Below are 20,100 nucleotides of genomic sequence, written 5' to 3' on the forward strand. Positions count from 1 at the left end.
TTATCGATGCCAATAGCAGAAGATTTTAAATCAATTTATACGAAAAATTGGGAGATTTACTTTTCTCAATGTGATCCGACAGGTAAGATGAAATTGTCTGAAATGGCAAATCTTTTTCAATTAACTGCTTCAGAACACGCGATAAAAGGAGGTTTAGGTTTCTTTGATTTACAAGAATTTAATCAATCTTGGGTAATGAATCGACTTCGAATTGAGATTGATGAATTACCTTCTTGGACAGATTTTGTTGATGTAAAAACTTGGATTGAAGTATTGAAAGGTGCAAAATCTATTCGTGATTTTACAATCGAGAAAAATGGAAAAAAATTAATTGGCGCTTCAAGTTTGTGGGCGGTTTTCAATACAGAAAAACGTCGTCCTGATATTCTTCAAATTGATTCATCTCACATTGAACGTTTTCCTGATCTGAAACCAACGGAAGTCGAGAATTCGATTTTAAACATTGATTTTGAACCAACAGAAGTTATTCAGTATAAAGTTCAATTCTCTGATTTGGATATCGTAAAACATGCAAATAATACCAAATATTTGGACTGGTGCTTGAATACTATCGATCCTGAAATTATATTAAAACATCGTATCAAAGCGATTGATATGAATTTCTTAAAAGAATTAAGTTTACATGACGAAATAGAAATCCAGAAATTAGAAACGGAACATTTAATTCAGTTTAAAATCATCAATCAAGAAAAAGTAAACTTTGTTTGTAGATTGCAGTTGAGGTAAGATACTTTCGAATTATGCGATGTTGAAACGAGTTCAACATGACTTAAGTATAATGTCAAGCTGAATGCAACTTAAGAGAAATGAAAAATCTAAAATTATTACAATAAAAAAGGTTTCATTACGAAACCTTTTTATCTATTTTTCTTTTGTCAAAACAAATTTAGCAGAATCAGCCGATTCGATTTTCTTTTGATTTTTATCTAACTGAATAATTTTTCCTTCTTCAACTAAAAAAGCATTCGGAACATTGGCAATTTCAGGAAAAACAATTGTATTTCCATCTTCTTTAAACTGAAAAGTTCCAGTCGTCATAATAGCCATTTTATCTAACCCCAAACGTTTTGTAGAATAGACATATCCTTTGTTTGGCAATAATTTTATTTCCATTTCAACCTCTTTGCAATCTTTCTCGTAACAAGGCAAAATTCCTTTGTAAGTTCCTTCGTATTGAATAGACTTTTCTGCAGAAACATTCCCGATTTCAATTCCAACTTTATACTCTTTAGAATTTTCTTCGTCTTTTACTTTTTCTACTTCAGTTTTACAACTTGACACAACAAAAGCTGCGATTGTAAATGTGGCTAAAATTATTTTTTTCATTTTTTTAGAATTTGATTTAAAGGTAAGTAAATTTTGAGCCAAAAAAAATCCTTCCGAATATTTTCAGAAGGATTTATATAATGTTTTGTAATCTTATTCGATTAGAAAATTTCTTTCGCAGCAAAGTGGAAAGCAGCTTCAATAGCAGCATTTTCGTCAGAATCAGAACCGTGAACAGCGTTAGCATCGATAGATTCAGCATATTTAGCACGGATTGTACCTTCTGCAGCCTCAGCTGGGTTAGTAGCACCGATTAAAGTACGGAAATCAGCAACTGCGTTGTCTTTTTCTAAAACTGCAGCAACGATTGGTCCAGAAGTCATGAACTCTACTAAATCCTTGAAGAAAGGACGCTCTGCGTGGATAGCGTAAAATGCTTCAGCATCTTGTTTTGCTAATTGAGTCATTTTAGCCGCTTTGATTTTGAAACCAGCGTCAGTAATGTCTTTTAAAATATCTCCGATGTGTCCTTTTGCAACTGCATCAGGCTTAATCATTGTGAATGTAATGTTTGCCATTTTATTGAATTGTATTTATTACTTAATTTTTGAGGTGCAAAATTACAAAAATGATTCGAATGTTTGTGTTTTATGATTAAAATTTCTTGTTTTAATAAAATGTGTTAATTGTTATTTATTTACAATTGTTTCAATTCGATAATATTTCTTATTTTTAAGATAAATCTAAAGTTATGAACACAAATAATCTTTCCACATTTCATCATAAAACGAAACTCAAAAAGGTTGGTGATAAATATTTTCTGCCTTTCGAAATTTGGAATTATTTGGACTTAGGTTGGATGCTTTTACTTATTTTGTTTTTTGCTTATGCATCAAGTGAAATCAATATTATTTTTATTTCATTGATTGTAATTTTTGGAATTCGAATAATAACGACAATTAATGACAGATTTTTTGTAGAAATTAAAACATCAAAATCGTTAAGTGAAAATATTAATTTAATCAAAGAGTTAGCGCAGCGTCAACATAATTTTACGCAATCGTTGGATGAACAAGGTTTGTTTCTTTTTGAATATTCAGAACGAAATATTTTTTATAAATACAATTACCGAAGAAGAGATTATATCGAAACAGTTGTGATTTATTGTGAAGACAATTCGATTTGGGTGAACTCTTTTAATCAACGTTATTTGGGAATTTTTAGACGATATAATCTAAAACAATGGATAAAATTAATCCAATTAAAAAGCGAGAATTAATCTCGCTTTTTAGTTTTAATATCTTTCGATTAAATCGTTTCCTATTTCGTTGATTGAATCATCAGTTTCTTTTGGGTTTGGTCCCCATTGATTAGAACCTGTTTGGCTATCTGTAACTAATGCTATTATTAATAAAATAGCTCCCAAAAGAGGAATTAAACCTATTAAATAATACCAACCACTTTTTCCTGTGTAGTGTAATCGTCTTACAACAACTACTAAATTAGGTATAAAAACTGCTAAAGAATAAAGAGGAATAATTCCCCAAGCTAATACACTAAATATAACCATTATACCTTTATTTCTTTCTTCTTCAACACTTCTTGAAATTGCTATAAGTGTAAATAATAAAGCATATAATAAAAAAGTAATTGTTAAAATTACATAAAATGAAATACTAAAATTCGCTTCTTCTTGCTCTTCCTGAGAAGTTAGCGTAGTTTTCGAAAACTACTTTTTTGTACCAGTCGATCATAATGAGGTAGTTTAGTTTTGTTAAAAATATTAAGAAAAATTTTACTACGCAACTCTTAATCTGCTTTTAAACGTTTAGTTTTGAACATTTCTGGCTTATAATTAATAATAAAAATACCAAGAATAATAGCGAAAATAAACTTTGATGAAATCTGTTCGTCATGAACTAACCAAACCAAAATAATTGCAATAATCGTATTGAAATAAGAAAGAATAGATACTTGTATAGGCGAAATTTTGGTCAACGCATAATGAAATGAAAAAAACGTAATCACAGAACCAAAAACAGGTAAATAAAGCATGGCAGAAATACTTTTTGTACTCCAATTTTCGAAATTATAATTTTCGGTAAAAGGAAAGCAAAATAATTTGTACAATTCCAGCAAATATAAATTGGTAAAAAAGATTGAGAGAAATATTTTTGGATTGAATATTCATTTTTTTAGTGAAAATAGTTCCTGTTGCCCAACCTGTAATTGCACAAAAAAGTAAAATAATCCCAGTTCTATATGCTGGATTTGCTAATTCTTGAATTCCATCCCAAAATATAAAAATGACGCCTCCAAAACAAAGTGAAATGCCTAATAATCCGCGGTAACTGAATTTTTGTAAACCAATAAAAATACTTCTTAGAAAAACGAGAATAGGTGAGGTTGCGCTAATTAATGCAGCTAAACTACTCGATAAATTTTCTTCTGCAACAGTAGTTAAACCATTTGCAGCGATTAACATCAAACTTGAAAATATAAGTTGATAAGACAAATTTTTCTAGACAATCCATTTTAATTCTTTTTTTGAGAGTAAAATAATTAGCATAATAATTCCTGCCAAAAATTGACGAATTCCTGCTACAAACCAGCCTGGAATGGTTTCTACTGCTACACGAATTCCGAGAAAAGTTGTTCCTCAAACAATTGCAACGATGCTTACGGCAATCAATAATTTGATGACTTTCAAGATTAAAAAAGTTAAAAGTGTTAAATCTAAATAGAATTATAAAAATAAAAAAAGCGACTTGATAAACCAAGTCGCTTTTAAATATTATGATCGAGATTTGTTATTTAACAAAATCTTCTGCTTGTTTAAGTGCAGCATCTAATCCAGAAACCTCTTTACCACCTGCAGTAGCTAAGAAAGCTTGTCCACCTCCGCCACCGTTGATGTGCTTAGCGATTTCTTTTACAATATGTCCTGCGTTATAACCTTTTTCATCTACAAGATTTTTCGCGATAGAAATTGTAATCGATGGTTTTAACGCATCATTCGTACCAACAACGATAAATGCATTTTCGATTTCTTTTGTTAAATCAATTGCATTTTGTTTCGCTGCATTTGTATCTAAATTCGTTTTAACCGCTAAGAAATTAACACCGTTAATCTCTTTAACAGCAGCTTTCCAAGTTGTTTTTTCAGCAGCAGCTTGTTGTGCAACAAAAGATTCTAATTGCATTCTCAATTCAGCATTTTCATCTAATAAATGTTGAACAGCTTTTACCGCATCATTTTTCGTTTTAAGTGCAGCTAAAACATCATTGTAGTTTTTCTCAGCATCTTTGTATGCTTCGATCGCTTTATTTGATGTAATTGCTTCGATACGACGAATACCAGCAGCCGTTGAAGATTCAGATAAAATTCTGAACAGACGAATATCCGCTGTGTTTTTTACGTGTGTACCACCACATAATTCGATTGAAGATCCAAAACGAATAACACGAACTTTATCACCATATTTCTCACCAAATAAAGCCATTGCACCTTCAGAGATAGCTTCGTTGATGTCACAATCTCTTTTTTCGATTAATGGTAAAGCTTCCGCAATTTTATCATTTACTTTTTGCTCAACAATTGCCAATTCTTCATCTGTCATTTTAGAGAAATGAGAAAAGTCAAAACGCAAATAATCATCTCCCACATAAGAACCTTTTTGTTCTACGTGCGTTCCTAAAACTTCGCGTAAAGCTTCGTGCATTAAATGTGTTGCAGAGTGATTTTTCGTTGTCTCGTTGCGTTTTTCTTTATCAACTTTCGCATTGAATGTAGCATTTACATTTTCTGGTAAAGTTTCAACGAAATGAATTACTAAGTTGTTTTCTTTTTTCGTGTCAACAACTTCAATTGTTTCATTTAAAGTAGAAATAGATCCTGTATCACCAATTTGTCCTCCAGATTCTGCATAGAATGGTGTTTGGTTGAATACTAATTGGAAAAATTCTCCTTTTTTATTTTTTACTTTTCTGTAACGTGTAATTTTTACTTCAGCTTCTGTGTTATCATAAGCGATAGACGTTTCGTTTCCTTTGTCATCTAAAATAACCCAATCATCCGTTACTAAAGCAGTTGCTTTTTTCGAACGTTCTTTTTGTTTCGCCATTTCAGCTTCAAAACCAGTTTCGTCAATTGTGAAACCGTGATCTTCTGCTACAATACGAGATAAATCTGCAGGGAAACCAAATGTGTCATATAATTCGAAAATCACATTACCAGGAACAACTTTAGAATCTCCTAATTGCTCAATGATTTGATTTAATCGGTTTAATCCTTGTTCAATTGTACGTAGGAAAGATGCTTCTTCTTCGCGAGTAACGCCAGTTACAATTGTTTCTTGTTTCACTAATTCTGGGAAGAAATCGCCCATTTCAGCTTTCAAGATTGGATATAATTTATAGATAAAAGGTTCTTTAAGACCTAAGAAACGATATCCGTAAGAAATTGCGCGACGTAAAATACGACGAATTACATATCCTGCTCCTGTGTTTGATGGTAATTGTCCGTCTGCAATTGCAAAAGAAACTGCACGTAAATGGTCAACTACAACACGAATCGCGATATCTGTTTTTTCTGCTGTTCCGTATTTTACACCAGAAATTTCTTCTAATTTTTGAATTGTTGGTTGAAAAACATCTGTATCATAGTTAGATGATTTTCCTTGTAAAACCATTGCCAAACGCTCAAATCCCATACCTGTATCGATATGGCGAGCCGGTAAAGATTCTAAAGAACCATCCGCTTTACGTTGATATTGCATAAATACCAAGTTCCAAATTTCGATAACTTGTGGATGATCCATATTAACCAATGTTTTACCATCAACGGCTAAACGATCAGTTTCTGGACGAATATCTACGTGGATTTCAGAACATGGTCCGCATGGTCCGATATCACCCATTTCCCAGAAATTATCTTTTTTATTTCCGTAAAGAATTCTGTCTTCCGCAATATGTTGTTTCCAAAGTTCTAATGCTTCTTCATCTAATGATGTTCCGTCACCTTTATCACCTTCAAAAACGGTTACATAAATTTGATCTTTAGAGATTCCGTATTTTTCTGTTAGTAATTCCCATGCCCAAGCGATTGCTTCTTTTTTGAAATAATCACCAAAAGACCAGTTTCCTAACATTTCAAACATCGTGTGGTGGTAAGTATCTTTTCCTACATCATCCAAATCATTATGTTTACCAGAAACACGAAGACATTTTTGTGTATCCGCGATACGATTACTTTTTGGAGTTCCGTTTCCTAAAAAATATTCTTTGAATTGTGCCATCCCCGAATTATTGAACATTAATGTCGGATCGTCTTTCAAAACAATCGGCGCTGAGTCTACTATTAAGTGGCCTTTTGTCTCAAAAAAATGCAGAAATTCTTTTCTTATATCTTTGGATTTCATCTAATTAAATTATTTTTATCATTTGATTAACAAGTTTACTCGTACAATATTCGTTACTTTGCAAACGTTTTACAAAGATAATAAAAGGTTGGTTAAGTAATGGAAAATAAAAACTATAAGTATAATTCTGTGAAATTTTTGATGAGTTGGGCAAAGAAAAGAGTTCAAAAAACTCCTAAAACAGCATTATACGTATTACTATTTTTATGTCTATCGACAATATCTGCTGGTATGATTGGATATCATTTTAATGATTCTGAATATGCATCGAGAGCAGGAAAATTCAAAGACGACAAAAGCAAATTATTGGCTGAGTTGGAAAGAATGGAAAATGAAAATCAGCAATTACATAAAAAATTCAAAGAAGTAGAAGAAGCTTTGACAGAAATCGAAGAAAAAGATCGCAATATTTATCGTACAATTTATGATATGCGTGTCAATGAAAACATCGATTCTGTAAACAAAGAAATTGATAATTATACAGCAGAAGATATTGAGAAATTAATCGATAAAATCGAAATTGAATCAAAATCGTTGGACGAAGTGTTTCGTTCTGCTGGTGTTAAAGATGCTAATTTATCATCAATGCCAGTTCTAAAACCTGTTGCAGATAAATATGTAAGCAGATTAGCTTCTGGTTATGGATCTCGTTTTCACCCGATCTTGAAAGTGAATAAAATGCACAAAGGTTTAGATTTTGCTGCTTCTACAGGAACACCAATTTATGCAACTGGAGATGGTTCTGTAAAAGTTTCTGAATTTAATTCGGGTTACGGAAATATGGTTGTTTTAAAACACGGAAACGGTTACGAAAGTTTATATGCTCATATGTCGCGTGCTAAAGTTCGTAGTGGACAAAAAGTGAAAAGAGGTGATGTAATTGGGTATGTTGGTTCGACTGGACTTTCTACTGGAGCGCATTTGCATTACGAAATTCACAAGAATGGAGAACCTGTAGATCCGATTATGTATTTCTACAATGATGTTGATCCAGACGATTTCATTAAAATTTATCAAAACTCTAAAAAAATGTCATTATCTTTGGATTAAACGCTGATAATGAACGTAGACCTGCCTGATAAACTATATTACTCGATTGGCGAAGTCGCCAAAGCCTTTGATGTAAATGCATCGTTGATTCGATTTTGGGAAAAAGAATTTGAAATTATTCAACCCAAAAAGAACAAAAAAGGAAATCGATTATTTACCAAAAATGATATTGATTGTTTCAAGAATATCTATTATTTGGTCAAAATAAAAGGCTATACGTTAGAAGGCGCAAAACAAGCGATTGGTAAAAAAGGAATTGCGACAACGACAGATGAAATAGATGTTGTGAAGCGATTAGAAAATATAAAAGATGAACTCATCAAACTTAAAATGAGTTTCGAATCGGAAGAAATTTTAGAAAAAGATGAACTGAATTAAGTTCATCTTTTTTGGTTTGATTAAGCAGCCATTTCCTTACAAATTTTAGCACATTCGCGACAAGCTTTCGCACATTCTTCGCAATGTTTCATACCCATTTTGGCGTGCATTTCACATTCTTCAGCACACGCTTCACACGCTTTGACGCATATAGCACATAATTCTTTGGCAAACTTTCCATTCAAGCTCATTACTTCAACAGCGGCGTTACAAATTGCAGCACATTCTAAATTTGTTTGAATACATTTTTTCAAATGTTCTACTTCTTTTTCGTTCAAACATGCAACCGCACATTGTTTACAAATGACTAAACATTCTAAGCAAGCTTCGATACATTTTTTGTAATCAGTTTCTAACATAATTTATAATTTTTGTGGTTATAGTTATAAAGCTCAAATATTATGCCGCTGATTTTTAATGAATTGTTGTTAAAATAATTTTATAAAAGCTAAATAAGTAAAAACCGCCATAAAAAAAGAAATGATAATTAAAATCCATTTTGGTTTTTCAGTTGATTGATTTTCGAATAATTTTATAAATATTTCTTTAACTTTTCTGAAATCAATTATTAAAATAATGAAGATAAAGAATTGAAGATAAATCGAGATTCTTAAAGCTGAAATTTCATAGAAATAATCTTGTAGAATAATATTAACTAAAATTGTAGTTAATAATAAACATGCAAAAATTCTTGTCCTTCTAAAAAGTAATGTAATTGCACCAATCACTTCAAAAATTCCGATGATTATTGGATATCCTTTGCTAAAACCATAAAAATTCCACATTAATTGATGACCTTCAGAAAGATGATTATTAATGGTGTTACTCGTATTTGCAAATTGAACAGGTTTTGCAATTCCATACACAAACATTGATATTGAAACTGTAAAAATTGCAGCCCAATAAAGTATATAAATTAGTTTTTGTTTCATTTATTTTTTAAAAAATTAAGAATAATCATCACAGTTTTTATAATTAATACAATAATAGTGATTGGAAACAAGAAGAAAAAAATAGAATATGAAATCCAAAAATCATCTAAAATTTTAAAATATTGTAAAACAAATAAGCTAATTAAGTAAAGCCAGAATAAAAAAACTAAAATGATAAGGTTATTTATTTTGAATATTTTTCGTTCAATGAAATAAAAAGATAAAATAATCAAAAGTGGTATTGCAATAGTATAAACGTAAAACATATTTTAGGTTAATAGTTGGTTATAAGCTGCGGTGAACTCTTCCAATTGTTGTAAAGTTCCTTTATCAATAATTTTTCCTTCCGAATTTACTTTTCCTTTTACACCTTGAATAAGTAAAGTTGTTTCATTATTGAAGTTTGTCATCAACGTTTTCATTATCAATTGCAATTCTTCATGTCCCTTTTCTCCATTTGCAGACGCCGTGACAATTCCTAAAGGTTTTCCATCAAAAATAGTTGTAGAAACGCACCATTCTAATGCATTTTTCAATCCACTCGGAATACTAAAAATATATTCGGGCGTACAAATAATTATTCCATCAGCTTTTTCTATTTCAGTTCTAAAATCAAGTATTTCTTGTGGTGTATTTTCGATAGAACGTTCTGGATCAAAATGAGGAAGAGTTTTTAAGTCATCAAAAACAGTACATTTGAAATATTGAGATTTAGAAGAAATAAAATTTTCTATGATTTTTTGATTAGATGAATTTTCGCTTGCGCTTCCATTAATGATGAAAATATTTTTCATTTTGATTGATTTGATTATCTAAAATAGATAATTATTCTTAACTTTTGTTAAGGAAATCTTCTCCTAAGATTTCGTAAATTTACAGATTCAAACGAAAACTCAATGTACTTAATATACGATACAGAGACAACTGGTCTTCCAAAAGATTGGAATGCGCCGATTTCTGACTCCGACAACTGGCCGCGTTGTATACAAATCGCTTGGCAATTGCACGACGAAATGGGACAAATTATTGAACATCAAGATTATTTGGTTCGTCCAGATGGTTTTGATATTCCGTATGATTCTGAGCGTATTCACGGAATTTCGACTGATTTGGCAACCGAAAAAGGTGTTCCATTAAAAGAAGTTTTAGATAAATTCAACGAAGTTTTAGGTAAAGCTAAATTCATTGTTGGACAAAATTTAGGTTTCGATATTAATATTATGGGAGCCGAATTTTATCGTCTGAATTATGAGAATAATTTAGCCGAAAAACCTGTTTTGGATACCTGTACCGAGGTGACTGCTGAGTTATTGAAACTTCCTGGTGGTCGTGGAGGTCGTTACAAATTACCAACGTTAACGGAGTTGCATCAATATCTTTTTGGTGTTCCATTTGGCGAAGCGCATAACGCAACTGCCGATGTGGAAGCAACGACGCGTTGTTTTTTCGAGTTGATTCGTAAAGGTATTTTTACAAAAAACGAGTTAGAAGTTGAGGATGATTATTTTGTTCGATTTAATGAAATTAATCAGACAAATATTCAGCCAGTTGGACTAAATCACGTCAATCTTAAAAAGGCTTCGGAAGAAATTGCGAAAATAAAAGCCAAAGAAGGAGGAGATGATGAGGTAGTTGAAATTTCGGAAGAAGTTTTAGCACAGTTTGAAAAAGCAAAATTTGCACATTTACATAATCACACACAATTCTCAATTTTACAATCAACCATTTCTGTAAGTGATTTGGTGAGCGCTGCAGCAAAAAATAAAATGCCTGCAGTTGCGATTACCGATCATGGAAATATGATGTGTGCATTCCATTTTAATGCGGCAGTTCAGAATCACAACAAAGCAGCAAAAGAAAAGAATGCAGAATTAATTGAAGAAGGAAAAGAACCAACGGAAGTATTGATTACGCCAATTATTGGTTCAGAATTTTTTGTGTGTGAGAATCATTTAGACAAATCTAAAAAAGATAATGGTTATCAAATTGTTGTTTTTGCAAAGAACAAAAATGGTTATCATCATTTAGCAAAAATGGCGTCGAAGGCGTATACAGATGGTTTTTACTATGTGCCTCGAATTGATAAATCGATTATCGAAGAATATAAAGAAGATTTGATTGTTTTATCTGGAAATTTACAAGGTGAAGTTCCAAATAAAATTTTGAATCTTGGTGAAAAGCAAGCCGAAGAAGCCTTACTGTGGTGGAAAGAGCAATTTGGCGATGATTTTTACATCGAATTGATGCGTCACGGACAAGAAGATGAAGATCGTGTTAATCAGACTTTGCTTGCATTTGCGCGAAAACACAATGTAAAAGTTGTGGCGACAAATAATACGTATTATATCAATCAAGACGATTCGAATGCACATGATATTTTATTGTGTGTGCGCGATGCAGAAAAGCAATCTACACCGATTGGTCGTGGTCGTGGATACCGTTTTGGTTTGCCAAATCAAGAATATTATTTCAAATCTGAAGCTGAAATGAAACAATTGTTTCAAGATGTTCCAGAAGCGATTATTAATATACAAGAAATTATTGATAAGATAGAAGAGTACACGCTTTATCGCGATGTATTACTTCCAAAATTTGATATTCCCGAAGAATTTCATCACGCAGAAGATGATGAAGATGGAGGGAAAAGAGGTGAGAATGCTTATTTAAAACATTTAACCTACGAAGGTGCAAAAATTCGTTATCCAGAATTGACAGACGAAATTAAAGAACGTTTGGATTTCGAATTAGCCACAATTGAAAAAACAGGTTATCCTGGTTATTTCTTGATTGTACAAGATTTTATTGCTGCGGCGCGTAAAATGGGCGTATCGGTTGGTCCAGGTCGTGGTTCGGCGGCAGGATCAGCAGTTGCTTATTGTTTATGGATTACCAATTTAGATCCAATTCAGTACGATTTACTTTTTGAGCGATTCCTAAATCCTGATCGTGTATCTATGCCCGATATCGATATCGACTTTGATGACGAAGGTCGATCGTTGGTAATGGATTATGTGATTGATAAATATGGTGCAAATCAAGTAGCGCAAATCATTACGTATGGTACAATGGCAGCGAAATCTTCGATAAAAGATACGGCGCGTGTATTAGATTTACCATTGTTTGATGCCAATCGTGTTGCAGGTTTGATTCCGAATATGAAGTTATCTAAAATCTTTAATTTAGATGAAGCTGCATTAAAAGGAGCCTTAAAACCAGAAGAATTTGATGCGGTAAGCGAATTAAAACGTTTATCGATTGGAGATGATTTAGTTGCAGAAACTATTCAGCAAGCAAAAATCTTAGAAGGTTCTGTTCGTAATACGGGAATTCACGCGTGTGGGGTAATTATTACGCCAGATGATATCACGAATTTCGTGCCTGTAACAACGGCAAAAGATTCAGATTTATATGTAACACAATTTGATAACTCGGTTGCAGAAAGTGCTGGATTATTGAAGATGGACTTTTTGGGGTTGAAAACCTTAACCCTGATTAAAGATACCATCAAATTGGTAAAAGCGAGAACAGGAATCGATATCAATCCGGATGAAATTCCGATTGATGACGAAAAAACATATGAGCTTTTCCAGCGTGGAGAAACGGTTGGGGTTTTCCAATACGAATCCCCCGGAATGCAAAAATACATGAAGGATTTACGTCCAACAGTTTTTGCCGATTTAATTGCCATGAATGCGCTTTATCGTCCGGGTCCTATCGAATATATTCCTTCGTTCGTTCGCCGTAAAAATGGTGAAGAACCTATCCAATACGATTTGGATGCGATGGAAGAATATTTATCAGAAACCTACGGAATTACTGTGTATCAGGAGCAAGTAATGTTGCTTTCTCAAAAATTAGCAGGTTTCTCGAAAGGTGATGCCGACGTTTTACGTAAAGCAATGGGAAAAAAGCAAAAAGCTGTTTTGGATAAAATGAAACCAAAATTTGTTGCTCAAGCTTCTGAAAAAGGACACGATCCTAAGATTTTAGAAAAAGTTTGGACAGACTGGGAAGCTTTTGCATCGTATGCCTTCAATAAATCGCACTCGACATGTTATGCGTGGGTGGCATACCAAACGGCTTATCTGAAAGCGCATTATCCTGCCGAATATATGGCGGCTGTTCTTTCAAATAATATGAATGATATCAAGCAGGTTACGTTCTTTATGGAAGAGTGTAAACGAATGGGATTGGCGGTTCTTGGTCCAGATATCAACGAGTCGATTACGAAGTTTAACGTGAACGAAAATTATGAAATTCGTTTCGGAATGGGCGCTGTAAAAGGAGTTGGACATGCTGCGGTAAATTCGATTATTTCGGAACGTGAAGAAAATGGTCCATTCAAAGATATTTACGATTTTGTAAAACGTGTGGAATTAAGAACAGTCAACAAAAAAACAATCGAAAATTTAGTTTTGGCTGGAGGTTTTGATTCGTTCGAATTTCATCGTGGACGTTATTTCTTTATCGATAATACAACGACGAATTTGGAGAAATTAATCAAATATGGAGGAAATTATCAGGAGCAAAAAAACTCTTCTCAAACTTCTTTATTTGGTGATTTTGGCGGAGATTCTGTTATAGAAGATGTGGTTCCGATGTTGCCAGATTGTGAGAAATGGAATATGTTACAACGTTTGTCGAAAGAGAAAGAAGTTGTTGGAATTTATATTTCTTCGCATCCGTTAGATGATTTTAAACATGAATTGAAAATGGCTTCAAATTGTAGTATTTCTGATATCAATGCGAATGAAGATAACTTTGTCAACAAGGAAGTTTCAATCTGTGGAATGATGTCAAATATTCAACATAGAATTGCCAAAAATGGAAACGAATTTGGTATTTTTACGTTTAGTGATTACACCGATTCGATGGATATCATGGTTTTTGGGAGTGATTATATGAAATATAGACACTTTATGCAGGAAAATATGTTCTTGAATTTGAAATTGAATATCTCGAAAAAAGAATTCAAAGACAAAGAAGGAAATGTAACGCAAGGACGTGTGTATAAAAACATCACAAATATTTTGTTGTTGAATGAAATTGTGGAAAAACAAGCCGAAAAAATGACGGTGAAGATTGAAGTTCCAGAATTTTCGGAAGAAACATTTAGCAAATTATCAGATATTATGTTCAAATATCAAGGAGATAAATTATTAAAAATTCAATTAATTGATCCAAAAGATTATTTGAATAATTTAGATTTACCAGCAAGTAAAATCAAAATTAACATTTGTCGAGATTTGTTGAAAGAATTAGATGAATTGCAGGAAATTACATTCAAACTGAATTAATTATTCGTTTCATCTATTCAATAATTGATAGATAATATGAACGAAATTTTTCAAGAATAAAATTTTATGTAGATTTGTAAACTTAAGATTAGATAAAAAAATATAAGATTATGGCATTAGAAGTAACAGATGCATCATTTGCATCAGATATTATAGAGTCAGGAAAACCAGCAATGGTTGATTTCTGGGCTGTTTGGTGTGGTCCTTGTAGAATGGTTGGTCCAGTTGTGGAAGAGCTTGCTACAGAATATCAAGGAAAAGCAGTTATTGGTAAAGTTGATGTAGACACAAACCAAGAAGTTGCTGCGAAATATGGAATCCGCAACATTCCTACAATTTTATTCTTCAAAGACGGAGAAGTAGTAGATAAAGTTGTTGGAGTTGTTCCAAAAGAGCAATTAGTAGAAAAATTAAACGCGATTTTATAATAAATTAAATCGTTGATTTTGAAATAAAAGAATCTCGGATGCAAAATTTCCGAGATTTTTTTTGAAAAAAGTTTAGGTTTTATCAGAAAACCGCCTATATTTGCAATCCGAAATCGATACAGATTTTGATCCGGTAGTTCAGTTGGTTAGAATACTTGCCTGTCACGCAAGTGGTCGCGGGTTCGAGTCCCGTCCGGATCGCAAAAAGTTCGTTCTTTTACACAATATATTTTTTATAATTTCTGATCCGGTAGTTCAGTTGGTTAGAATACTTGCCTGTCACGCAAGTGGTCGCGGGTTCGAGTCCCGTCCGGATCGCAATTTTTTATAAAAATTCATAAAAAATATATCAATTTATAATTTTCTGATCCGGTAGTTCAGTTGGTTAGAATACTTGCCTGTCACGCAAGTGGTCGCGGGTTCGAGTCCCGTCCGGATCGCATCTATTTCTTTTTCTATTTTAGATCGATCGAAAATTATAAATAAAAAAAACAGACTGATCCGGTAGTTCAGTTGGTTAGAATACTTGCCTGTCACGCAAGTGGTCGCGGGTTCGAGTCCCGTCCGGATCGCCAACTTTTATAAGCTTCACTTATTGTGAAGCTTTTTTTTGCTCCAAACTCTCCTAAATTCTACTTTTGCATAACGCATAACGCATAACGCATAACGCATAACGCATAACGCATAACGCATAACGCATAACAATGAATCATATTTATTTGGTGAACGCCTTGGTTACAGATGAAACAGGTAGGATGTTAGCTGTCCGAAAAAAGAAATCGAAATTTTTTCAGATGGTTGGAGGAAAACGAGAACAAGATGAAGAATTATTAACCACACTTCGACGCGAATTTTTAGAAGAGATTAATGTTGATATTCTACAACATGATGTTTCATTTTTAGGGCAACACACTTCTATTGCTGTTAATGAAGTTAATACCGAAGTTCATGCAAATGTGTTTCATGTTAAATTAAAATCATTAGAAACGCTTAAAATCGCTTCTGAGATAGAAGAAATGGCGTGGATAACGAAAAAAAACTACAAAGAGTTCCAATTGGCTCATTTATTAGAAGAATTCAGTTTACCAATTTGGTTAGAAATGGTGTTTTAAATTTTTTTTCAAAAAAGTTTGTAACGTTTTTACTTTATGTTTACTTACTAATAAACACTAAATAATTAAGCGATGAAATCTATTTGGGAAACAACAGTTGAAAATAATGTTATCAGAATAGACGATGAACAAGTTGCGTTGAAAAAAATAAAGTAACGATTTTGGAAGCTAAACAAACTCTTTTTTTAGAATTAATCGATCAACACAAAGGGATTTTACACAAAATCGCTAAGATGTATATGGATAATTCTGAAGATCAAAATGATTTGATACAAGAGATTGTTTTGCAACTATGGAAATCTTTTGATCGTTTTGAAGGTAAATCTCAATTTTCAACTTGGATGTATCGCGTTTCGTTGAACACGGCGTTAACTTATTTTAGAAAAGAAAAGAAAAAAGCAGATCGTCATACTTTTTTAGAAAATATTGATCAAGTAGATGAGATGGATTCTGGTGAAAAAGAAACACAACTCGAATTGTTTTATAAAGCAGTTCATGAATTGAATAAAGTAGAAAAAGCATTGATTTTTCTGTTTTTGGAAGGACAAAATCACAAGGAAATTAGTATGAACTTGGGAATTTCGGAAGTAAATGCACGTGTGAAATTGAACAGAACGAAAGAAAAAATACAAATCATCATAAAAAAATACGGTTATGAATTTTGATGAATTACAAAAACAATGGGACAATCAATCTTCAGATGAAGTGAAAATTGATCCAAATCTTGAGCTTAATCAAGAAGCAAATACCATTATTGATAAAGTAAGAAAAACATTGAAACAAGAGTTTTATTTTCAATTATTAGGATTATTGTTTTTATATACTTTTCCTTTCTTATTTGATGCAAATACGCCAACAATTTGGTGGACATTGTTGTGTGTTTCGTTGACTTTTTTGGTGCCGTTTATTTATGTTTTCAAGTTTTATAAACGATCATATCATCTGGAATATAATTCGTTAAAGAATATCAATTGGTTTTATTTCAATTACAAATCTGCGATTGATATTTACAGTATTTACTCGTACATGATCTGTATTTTAATGTTGATGATTATTGGTGTTTCGTATATCCAGCATCCTAACTCGTTGCAATTTGTTCATAAATTTCAGTTTTATCTTTATATTTTTCTTACACTATTTTTCTATGTTTTAATTTGCGTTTTATTATTAAAATGGTGGATTTCTACTTATTATAAAAAGAATCTGGTAGAATTAGAAAATATATTGCATCAATTAGAAGAGTAACCAAAAGTTACTCTTTTTTTAATACGGAATATCGAGGATAAACTTAAATTTCATCGGAACATTATTTCGGAGAATTTCTACTGAAATTTGTTGAAATTCATTTTTAATCATAAATTTTTCTATATCATCTAAACTCATTTTGCTTACCTGTTTTCCATCCAATTTTGTGAGTATATCATTTGCTTTCAAACCTACTAAATCCGCATTTGATTTTTTTCGAACCGCTTCTATTTTATAAATAGGTTTCATCACATATTGATAGTTAACTTTGTTTGTCGTGATAGAATTATATTCAGATATAGATGTATTTTGTGATACAATATTTATTTTTTCATTTTTCCATTCAAATTGATCGTGAATTACCGTTAATCCACTTCTATTGTAGTGAAAAGCATCTTTAAAATTTCGATTTGGTTTATAATAAAACAACTGATTTTTATAATCTAAAATAATTGTAAATCTTCTCAAAATTTCATTTCCGAGAGAGCCTTTTCGATTATTTTTAAAGTTAAGATATTGGATTGATTCGATGTCTGGGATGGCAATTAAAGGTTGATTAAGTTTATATTTATCTAAGTTTACGGCATCTATAACCCCACGTTTACCATTAATAGAACCATTAAAACCTTTGCCCAATTCATCCGAAAATACATGTTGTAAAGGTGCTAAATTCTCAATCTGATTCTCGAAAAGCCACAAACCATCACTATTTCCGATGTCTATCAACATTTTTTGATCTGTGTAACTTGTTTGATGCGTAAAATCAACAGTTGTAAAAGGTTTTATTTCTGGACTTATTTCTAATGGATTTGATTGAAATTTCTTTAATTTTTTAACTTCAAGGATCGATTTATAAATGGTGATTTTTCTTTTTGCATAATCTATTTGAATTGGATAGTTTTTGAAAAATTCAGAACCAATTATTCCATGAACTTCAATTCCTAATCGAGAAAAGAGGTTGAAATTCTCGTCTTGTATCACGATAATATCCATATTATTTGAAGAATAATTTTGACCTAAAACGATTTGATTTTTTGATGAAAAAAATCCTTTGGTATCAGCATTATCTTTTCCTAGACCTTTTAAATTAATTTGGCGAAGATTGTTTTTATTAATTGTTTCGTCGTATTGGCTGAATAAAATAATTTCTTTAAGACCAGAATCTACAATGAAATTCATTTGATGACCATTAAATGTAATTGGAACAACAACTAAATTCTTGATAAATTGAAATGAGATAGTTTCTTTATTTACATTTTCGGCCAAAGAAAGTTCCTTTTTTTGTGCATGAATTAGTAAAAAAGTAAACACAAAAATTATTGAAAGTAATAATCTAATTTTCATTCAAATTTCAGTTTTTATTAAAATTATGCAAAAAAAATGATGTGATAATAAGATTATTCTTAATGTTAGAATTAAAACTTTAACATGTTATTGTGTAACCTTTGTGAATTTTGAACATCTATATTTTATAAAATTGATAAATGATTTAAAAACCATATAGATGACAAAAATTTACTTTCTTTTTTTATGTTTTATAACGTTTGCAAATGCACAAGATTATAAAAAAGATACAATAGAATTATATGAAACGATTTTGTATGATAAAAGCAAATTTCGATTGAAACGTGTTGGTCCAGAAACAAAATCTAAAAGTATTTGTCTTCAATTTTCTACAATAAAAGATAGTGTAAAATGGAATAAACCGATCATAGAAAGTTTTATTCAGGTGAATGCTCCTAAGAAAGATTTTATTGTAAAAGCGATTAATTTTAATTTTTCATATCCTCCAAAAGAAGAAAGTTTAAAATTTAATTTAAAACTATATAAATCGTCTAAAAATACTCCAGTTGATATTGTATTTTTTGAAAAGAATAATATTGAGATTTCTCCAAGTGATATTGTAAATCAATCGTACAAACTTGATTTAACCGATGATAATATTAGTTATAATGACGAATTTTATATAAGTGTTTTGATGACAAAAAGATTGGTTGATGATTTTGTTTGTTTAAGTGGTGTTATTTTGTCGAATGGATTTACAAGAAACTTAACGACAAATGGAGGTTTTGAGAAAAATCCTTTGGGAGCAAAACCATCTGTAAACGCTGATTTATTGATAAAAAGATAAAAGAGCTTTTCAGCTCTTTATTATCGAGGTGTTCCCCAACCCCAAGGTGCTGGCGGAGTTTCAATTTCTTTTGTCAAGTCAAAATAGACGTTGAAAGGTGTTTTAGAACCTGCTTTTTGCAAATTGTAACTAAACGTTTTATCATCCAAGGTAATCCACCAAATATTTGTAGAAGCATAATCTATTAAGGTTGCAGTCTCTTGATCGGCAGGAAACATCTGGAAATCTTTGAAACCATAATTTGTATTTGTTCCTCCATAAAATGTAATTGTTTCCGAAGTTCCATTTTCGTGACGATGATCGTGTTTTAGCGTGATGATTCCATCTTTTTTAGTCAAAATCCACGTTCTCGAATAATTATCACCAACATTGAACGGAATTTTAATTTCGTTTGTAGAACAACTTTTTACATGCATGGTTAATTTTTTACCTGCAAAATCATCGCGCGTAATATGTTCAGGCAATTTGCCTTCGTAAGCTTTACCGCAATGTTTTTCGAGATTTTTCCAGAATATTTCTGAAGGTTTTTCGGTTTGTGCAAAAAGTGAAGAACAACCAATTAAAACGAATCCAAGTTGTAAACATTTTTTAATCATAATCAGTAATAAAAATTATTCAATAATGATTTAAAGATAATATTTTAAAAATGATTAAGCGTTGTTTGTCTATTTGGAAATAAAGACTAACAAAAAAGCCCTCGCTTGTTCAGGGCGAGGGCATATAGTTAAGTGCTTTTTTCTTTTTTCAAATAAAAATTTTGAATTAAAATTAATTAATATCTATAATATTCTGGTTTAAATGGTCCTTCAACCGTTACACC

At 31.6% G+C, this 20,100-nt stretch carries 19 protein-coding genes, 4 tRNA genes and 1 pseudogene; 14 read left to right on the top strand and 10 right to left on the bottom strand.

Annotation, left to right across the window (positions count from 1 at the left end; translation table 11 throughout):
- Positions 1-6 precede the first annotated feature (6 nt).
- On the top strand, positions 7-747 hold the full coding sequence (locus B2217_RS10040) for an acyl-[acyl-carrier-protein] thioesterase (RefSeq protein ID WP_291122473.1): 741 nt from the start codon (positions 7-9) through the stop codon (positions 745-747).
- A 135-nt stretch (positions 748-882) separates the two neighbouring features.
- Here the strand turns inward: B2217_RS10040 and B2217_RS10045 are convergent, their stop codons facing one another.
- Both B2217_RS10045 and B2217_RS10050 read right to left on the bottom strand, forming a co-directional pair.
- Positions 883-1,347, bottom strand: a complete 465-nt coding sequence (locus B2217_RS10045; protein ID WP_291122475.1) for a copper resistance protein NlpE N-terminal domain-containing protein — start codon at positions 1,345-1,347, stop codon at positions 883-885.
- Between the two features lie 101 nt (positions 1,348-1,448).
- Positions 1,449-1,865 (bottom strand): nucleoside-diphosphate kinase, encoded by a 417-nt coding sequence (locus B2217_RS10050; protein ID WP_038330990.1) that lies wholly within the window; start codon positions 1,863-1,865, stop codon positions 1,449-1,451.
- 173 nt (positions 1,866-2,038) lie between these two features.
- On the opposite strand from B2217_RS10050, the gene B2217_RS10055 reads away from it, so the two are divergent.
- On the top strand, positions 2,039-2,566 hold the full coding sequence (locus B2217_RS10055; protein WP_291122477.1) for a hypothetical protein: 528 nt from the start codon (positions 2,039-2,041) through the stop codon (positions 2,564-2,566).
- Between the two features lie 15 nt (positions 2,567-2,581).
- Here B2217_RS10055 and B2217_RS10060 read toward each other — a convergent pair whose 3' ends face one another.
- The 3 genes and pseudogenes from B2217_RS10060 to alaS all read right to left on the bottom strand — a co-directional run bounded on the left by B2217_RS10060 (position 2,582) and on the right by alaS (position 6,707).
- Positions 2,582-2,962 (bottom strand): DUF805 domain-containing protein, encoded by a 381-nt coding sequence (locus tag B2217_RS10060; RefSeq protein WP_349680542.1) that lies wholly within the window; start codon positions 2,960-2,962, stop codon positions 2,582-2,584.
- 134 nt (positions 2,963-3,096) lie between these two features.
- A pseudogene (locus tag B2217_RS10065) lies at positions 3,097-3,997 on the bottom strand (DMT family transporter).
- Between the two features lie 100 nt (positions 3,998-4,097).
- Positions 4,098-6,707 (bottom strand): alanine--tRNA ligase, encoded by a 2,610-nt coding sequence (gene alaS / locus B2217_RS10070; RefSeq protein WP_291122479.1) that lies wholly within the window; start codon positions 6,705-6,707, stop codon positions 4,098-4,100.
- Positions 6,708-6,806: 99 nt separating this feature from the next.
- Between alaS and B2217_RS10075 the strand changes: the two genes are divergently transcribed.
- Positions 6,807-7,757, top strand: coding sequence for a M23 family metallopeptidase (locus B2217_RS10075; RefSeq protein ID WP_280045478.1), 951 nt, complete (start codon positions 6,807-6,809; stop codon positions 7,755-7,757).
- Positions 7,758-7,766: 9 nt separating this feature from the next.
- Complete coding sequence (locus tag B2217_RS10080) at positions 7,767-8,135, top strand: MerR family transcriptional regulator (RefSeq protein WP_038331000.1); 369 nt, start codon at positions 7,767-7,769, stop codon at positions 8,133-8,135.
- A gap of 20 nt (positions 8,136-8,155) precedes the next feature.
- Here B2217_RS10080 and B2217_RS10085 read toward each other — a convergent pair whose 3' ends face one another.
- From B2217_RS10085 to B2217_RS10095, 3 genes are all read right to left on the bottom strand, one after another.
- The gene (locus B2217_RS10085; protein WP_291122481.1) at positions 8,156-8,494 is read right to left on the bottom strand and encodes a four-helix bundle copper-binding protein; all 339 of its coding nucleotides are present in this window, start codon (positions 8,492-8,494) and stop codon (positions 8,156-8,158) included.
- Between the two features lie 69 nt (positions 8,495-8,563).
- Positions 8,564-9,067, bottom strand: coding sequence for a hypothetical protein (locus B2217_RS10090; protein WP_291122483.1), 504 nt, complete (start codon positions 9,065-9,067; stop codon positions 8,564-8,566).
- 269 nt (positions 9,068-9,336) lie between these two features.
- Positions 9,337-9,861 (bottom strand): NADPH-dependent FMN reductase, encoded by a 525-nt coding sequence (locus B2217_RS10095; protein WP_038331005.1) that lies wholly within the window; start codon positions 9,859-9,861, stop codon positions 9,337-9,339.
- A gap of 102 nt (positions 9,862-9,963) precedes the next feature.
- Here B2217_RS10095 and dnaE point away from each other — a divergent pair, with 102 nt between their 5' ends.
- The 9 genes from dnaE (at position 9,964) to B2217_RS10140 (ending at position 17,149) form a co-directional block, all read left to right on the top strand.
- On the top strand, positions 9,964-14,364 hold the full coding sequence (gene dnaE / locus B2217_RS10100; protein ID WP_291122486.1) for a DNA polymerase III subunit alpha: 4,401 nt from the start codon (positions 9,964-9,966) through the stop codon (positions 14,362-14,364).
- 110 nt (positions 14,365-14,474) lie between these two features.
- The gene (gene trxA / locus B2217_RS10105) at positions 14,475-14,792 is read left to right on the top strand and encodes a thioredoxin (RefSeq protein ID WP_038331009.1); all 318 of its coding nucleotides are present in this window, start codon (positions 14,475-14,477) and stop codon (positions 14,790-14,792) included.
- Between the two features lie 127 nt (positions 14,793-14,919).
- A tRNA-Asp gene (locus tag B2217_RS10110) sits at positions 14,920-14,993 on the top strand.
- Between the two features lie 43 nt (positions 14,994-15,036).
- Positions 15,037-15,110 (top strand) — tRNA-Asp (locus tag B2217_RS10115).
- Positions 15,111-15,158: 48 nt separating this feature from the next.
- Positions 15,159-15,232: transfer RNA gene (locus B2217_RS10120), tRNA-Asp, on the top strand.
- A gap of 58 nt (positions 15,233-15,290) precedes the next feature.
- Positions 15,291-15,367 (top strand) — tRNA-Asp (locus tag B2217_RS10125).
- A gap of 129 nt (positions 15,368-15,496) precedes the next feature.
- Positions 15,497-15,904 carry an NUDIX hydrolase gene (locus B2217_RS10130; protein ID WP_291122488.1) on the top strand — a complete coding sequence of 136 codons (408 nt, stop codon included), beginning with the start codon at positions 15,497-15,499 and terminating at the stop codon, positions 15,902-15,904.
- 233 nt (positions 15,905-16,137) lie between these two features.
- Positions 16,138-16,569 (top strand): RNA polymerase sigma factor, encoded by a 432-nt coding sequence (locus B2217_RS10135; protein ID WP_407932336.1) that lies wholly within the window; start codon positions 16,138-16,140, stop codon positions 16,567-16,569.
- Positions 16,559-17,149 (top strand): hypothetical protein, encoded by a 591-nt coding sequence (locus B2217_RS10140; RefSeq protein WP_280061780.1) that lies wholly within the window; start codon positions 16,559-16,561, stop codon positions 17,147-17,149. The genes B2217_RS10135 and B2217_RS10140 overlap by 11 nt, the downstream gene beginning before the upstream one ends.
- An 18-nt stretch (positions 17,150-17,167) precedes the next feature.
- Here B2217_RS10140 and B2217_RS10145 read toward each other — a convergent pair whose 3' ends face one another.
- Positions 17,168-18,493 carry a PDZ domain-containing protein gene (locus tag B2217_RS10145; RefSeq protein ID WP_291122489.1) on the bottom strand — a complete coding sequence of 442 codons (1,326 nt, stop codon included), beginning with the start codon at positions 18,491-18,493 and terminating at the stop codon, positions 17,168-17,170.
- Between the two features lie 160 nt (positions 18,494-18,653).
- On the opposite strand from B2217_RS10145, the gene B2217_RS10150 reads away from it, so the two are divergent.
- Positions 18,654-19,280 carry a hypothetical protein gene (locus tag B2217_RS10150; RefSeq protein ID WP_291122491.1) on the top strand — a complete coding sequence of 209 codons (627 nt, stop codon included), beginning with the start codon at positions 18,654-18,656 and terminating at the stop codon, positions 19,278-19,280.
- A gap of 20 nt (positions 19,281-19,300) precedes the next feature.
- Here B2217_RS10150 and B2217_RS10155 read toward each other — a convergent pair whose 3' ends face one another.
- Entirely contained in the window at positions 19,301-19,876 is a 576-nt protein-coding gene (locus B2217_RS10155; RefSeq protein ID WP_038331022.1) for a hypothetical protein, read from the bottom strand.
- Positions 19,877-20,100 lie beyond the last annotated feature (224 nt).

The organism is Empedobacter sp. UBA7620 (assembly GCF_002484185.1).
Classification (GTDB): domain Bacteria; phylum Bacteroidota; class Bacteroidia; order Flavobacteriales; family Weeksellaceae; genus Empedobacter; species Empedobacter falsenii_C.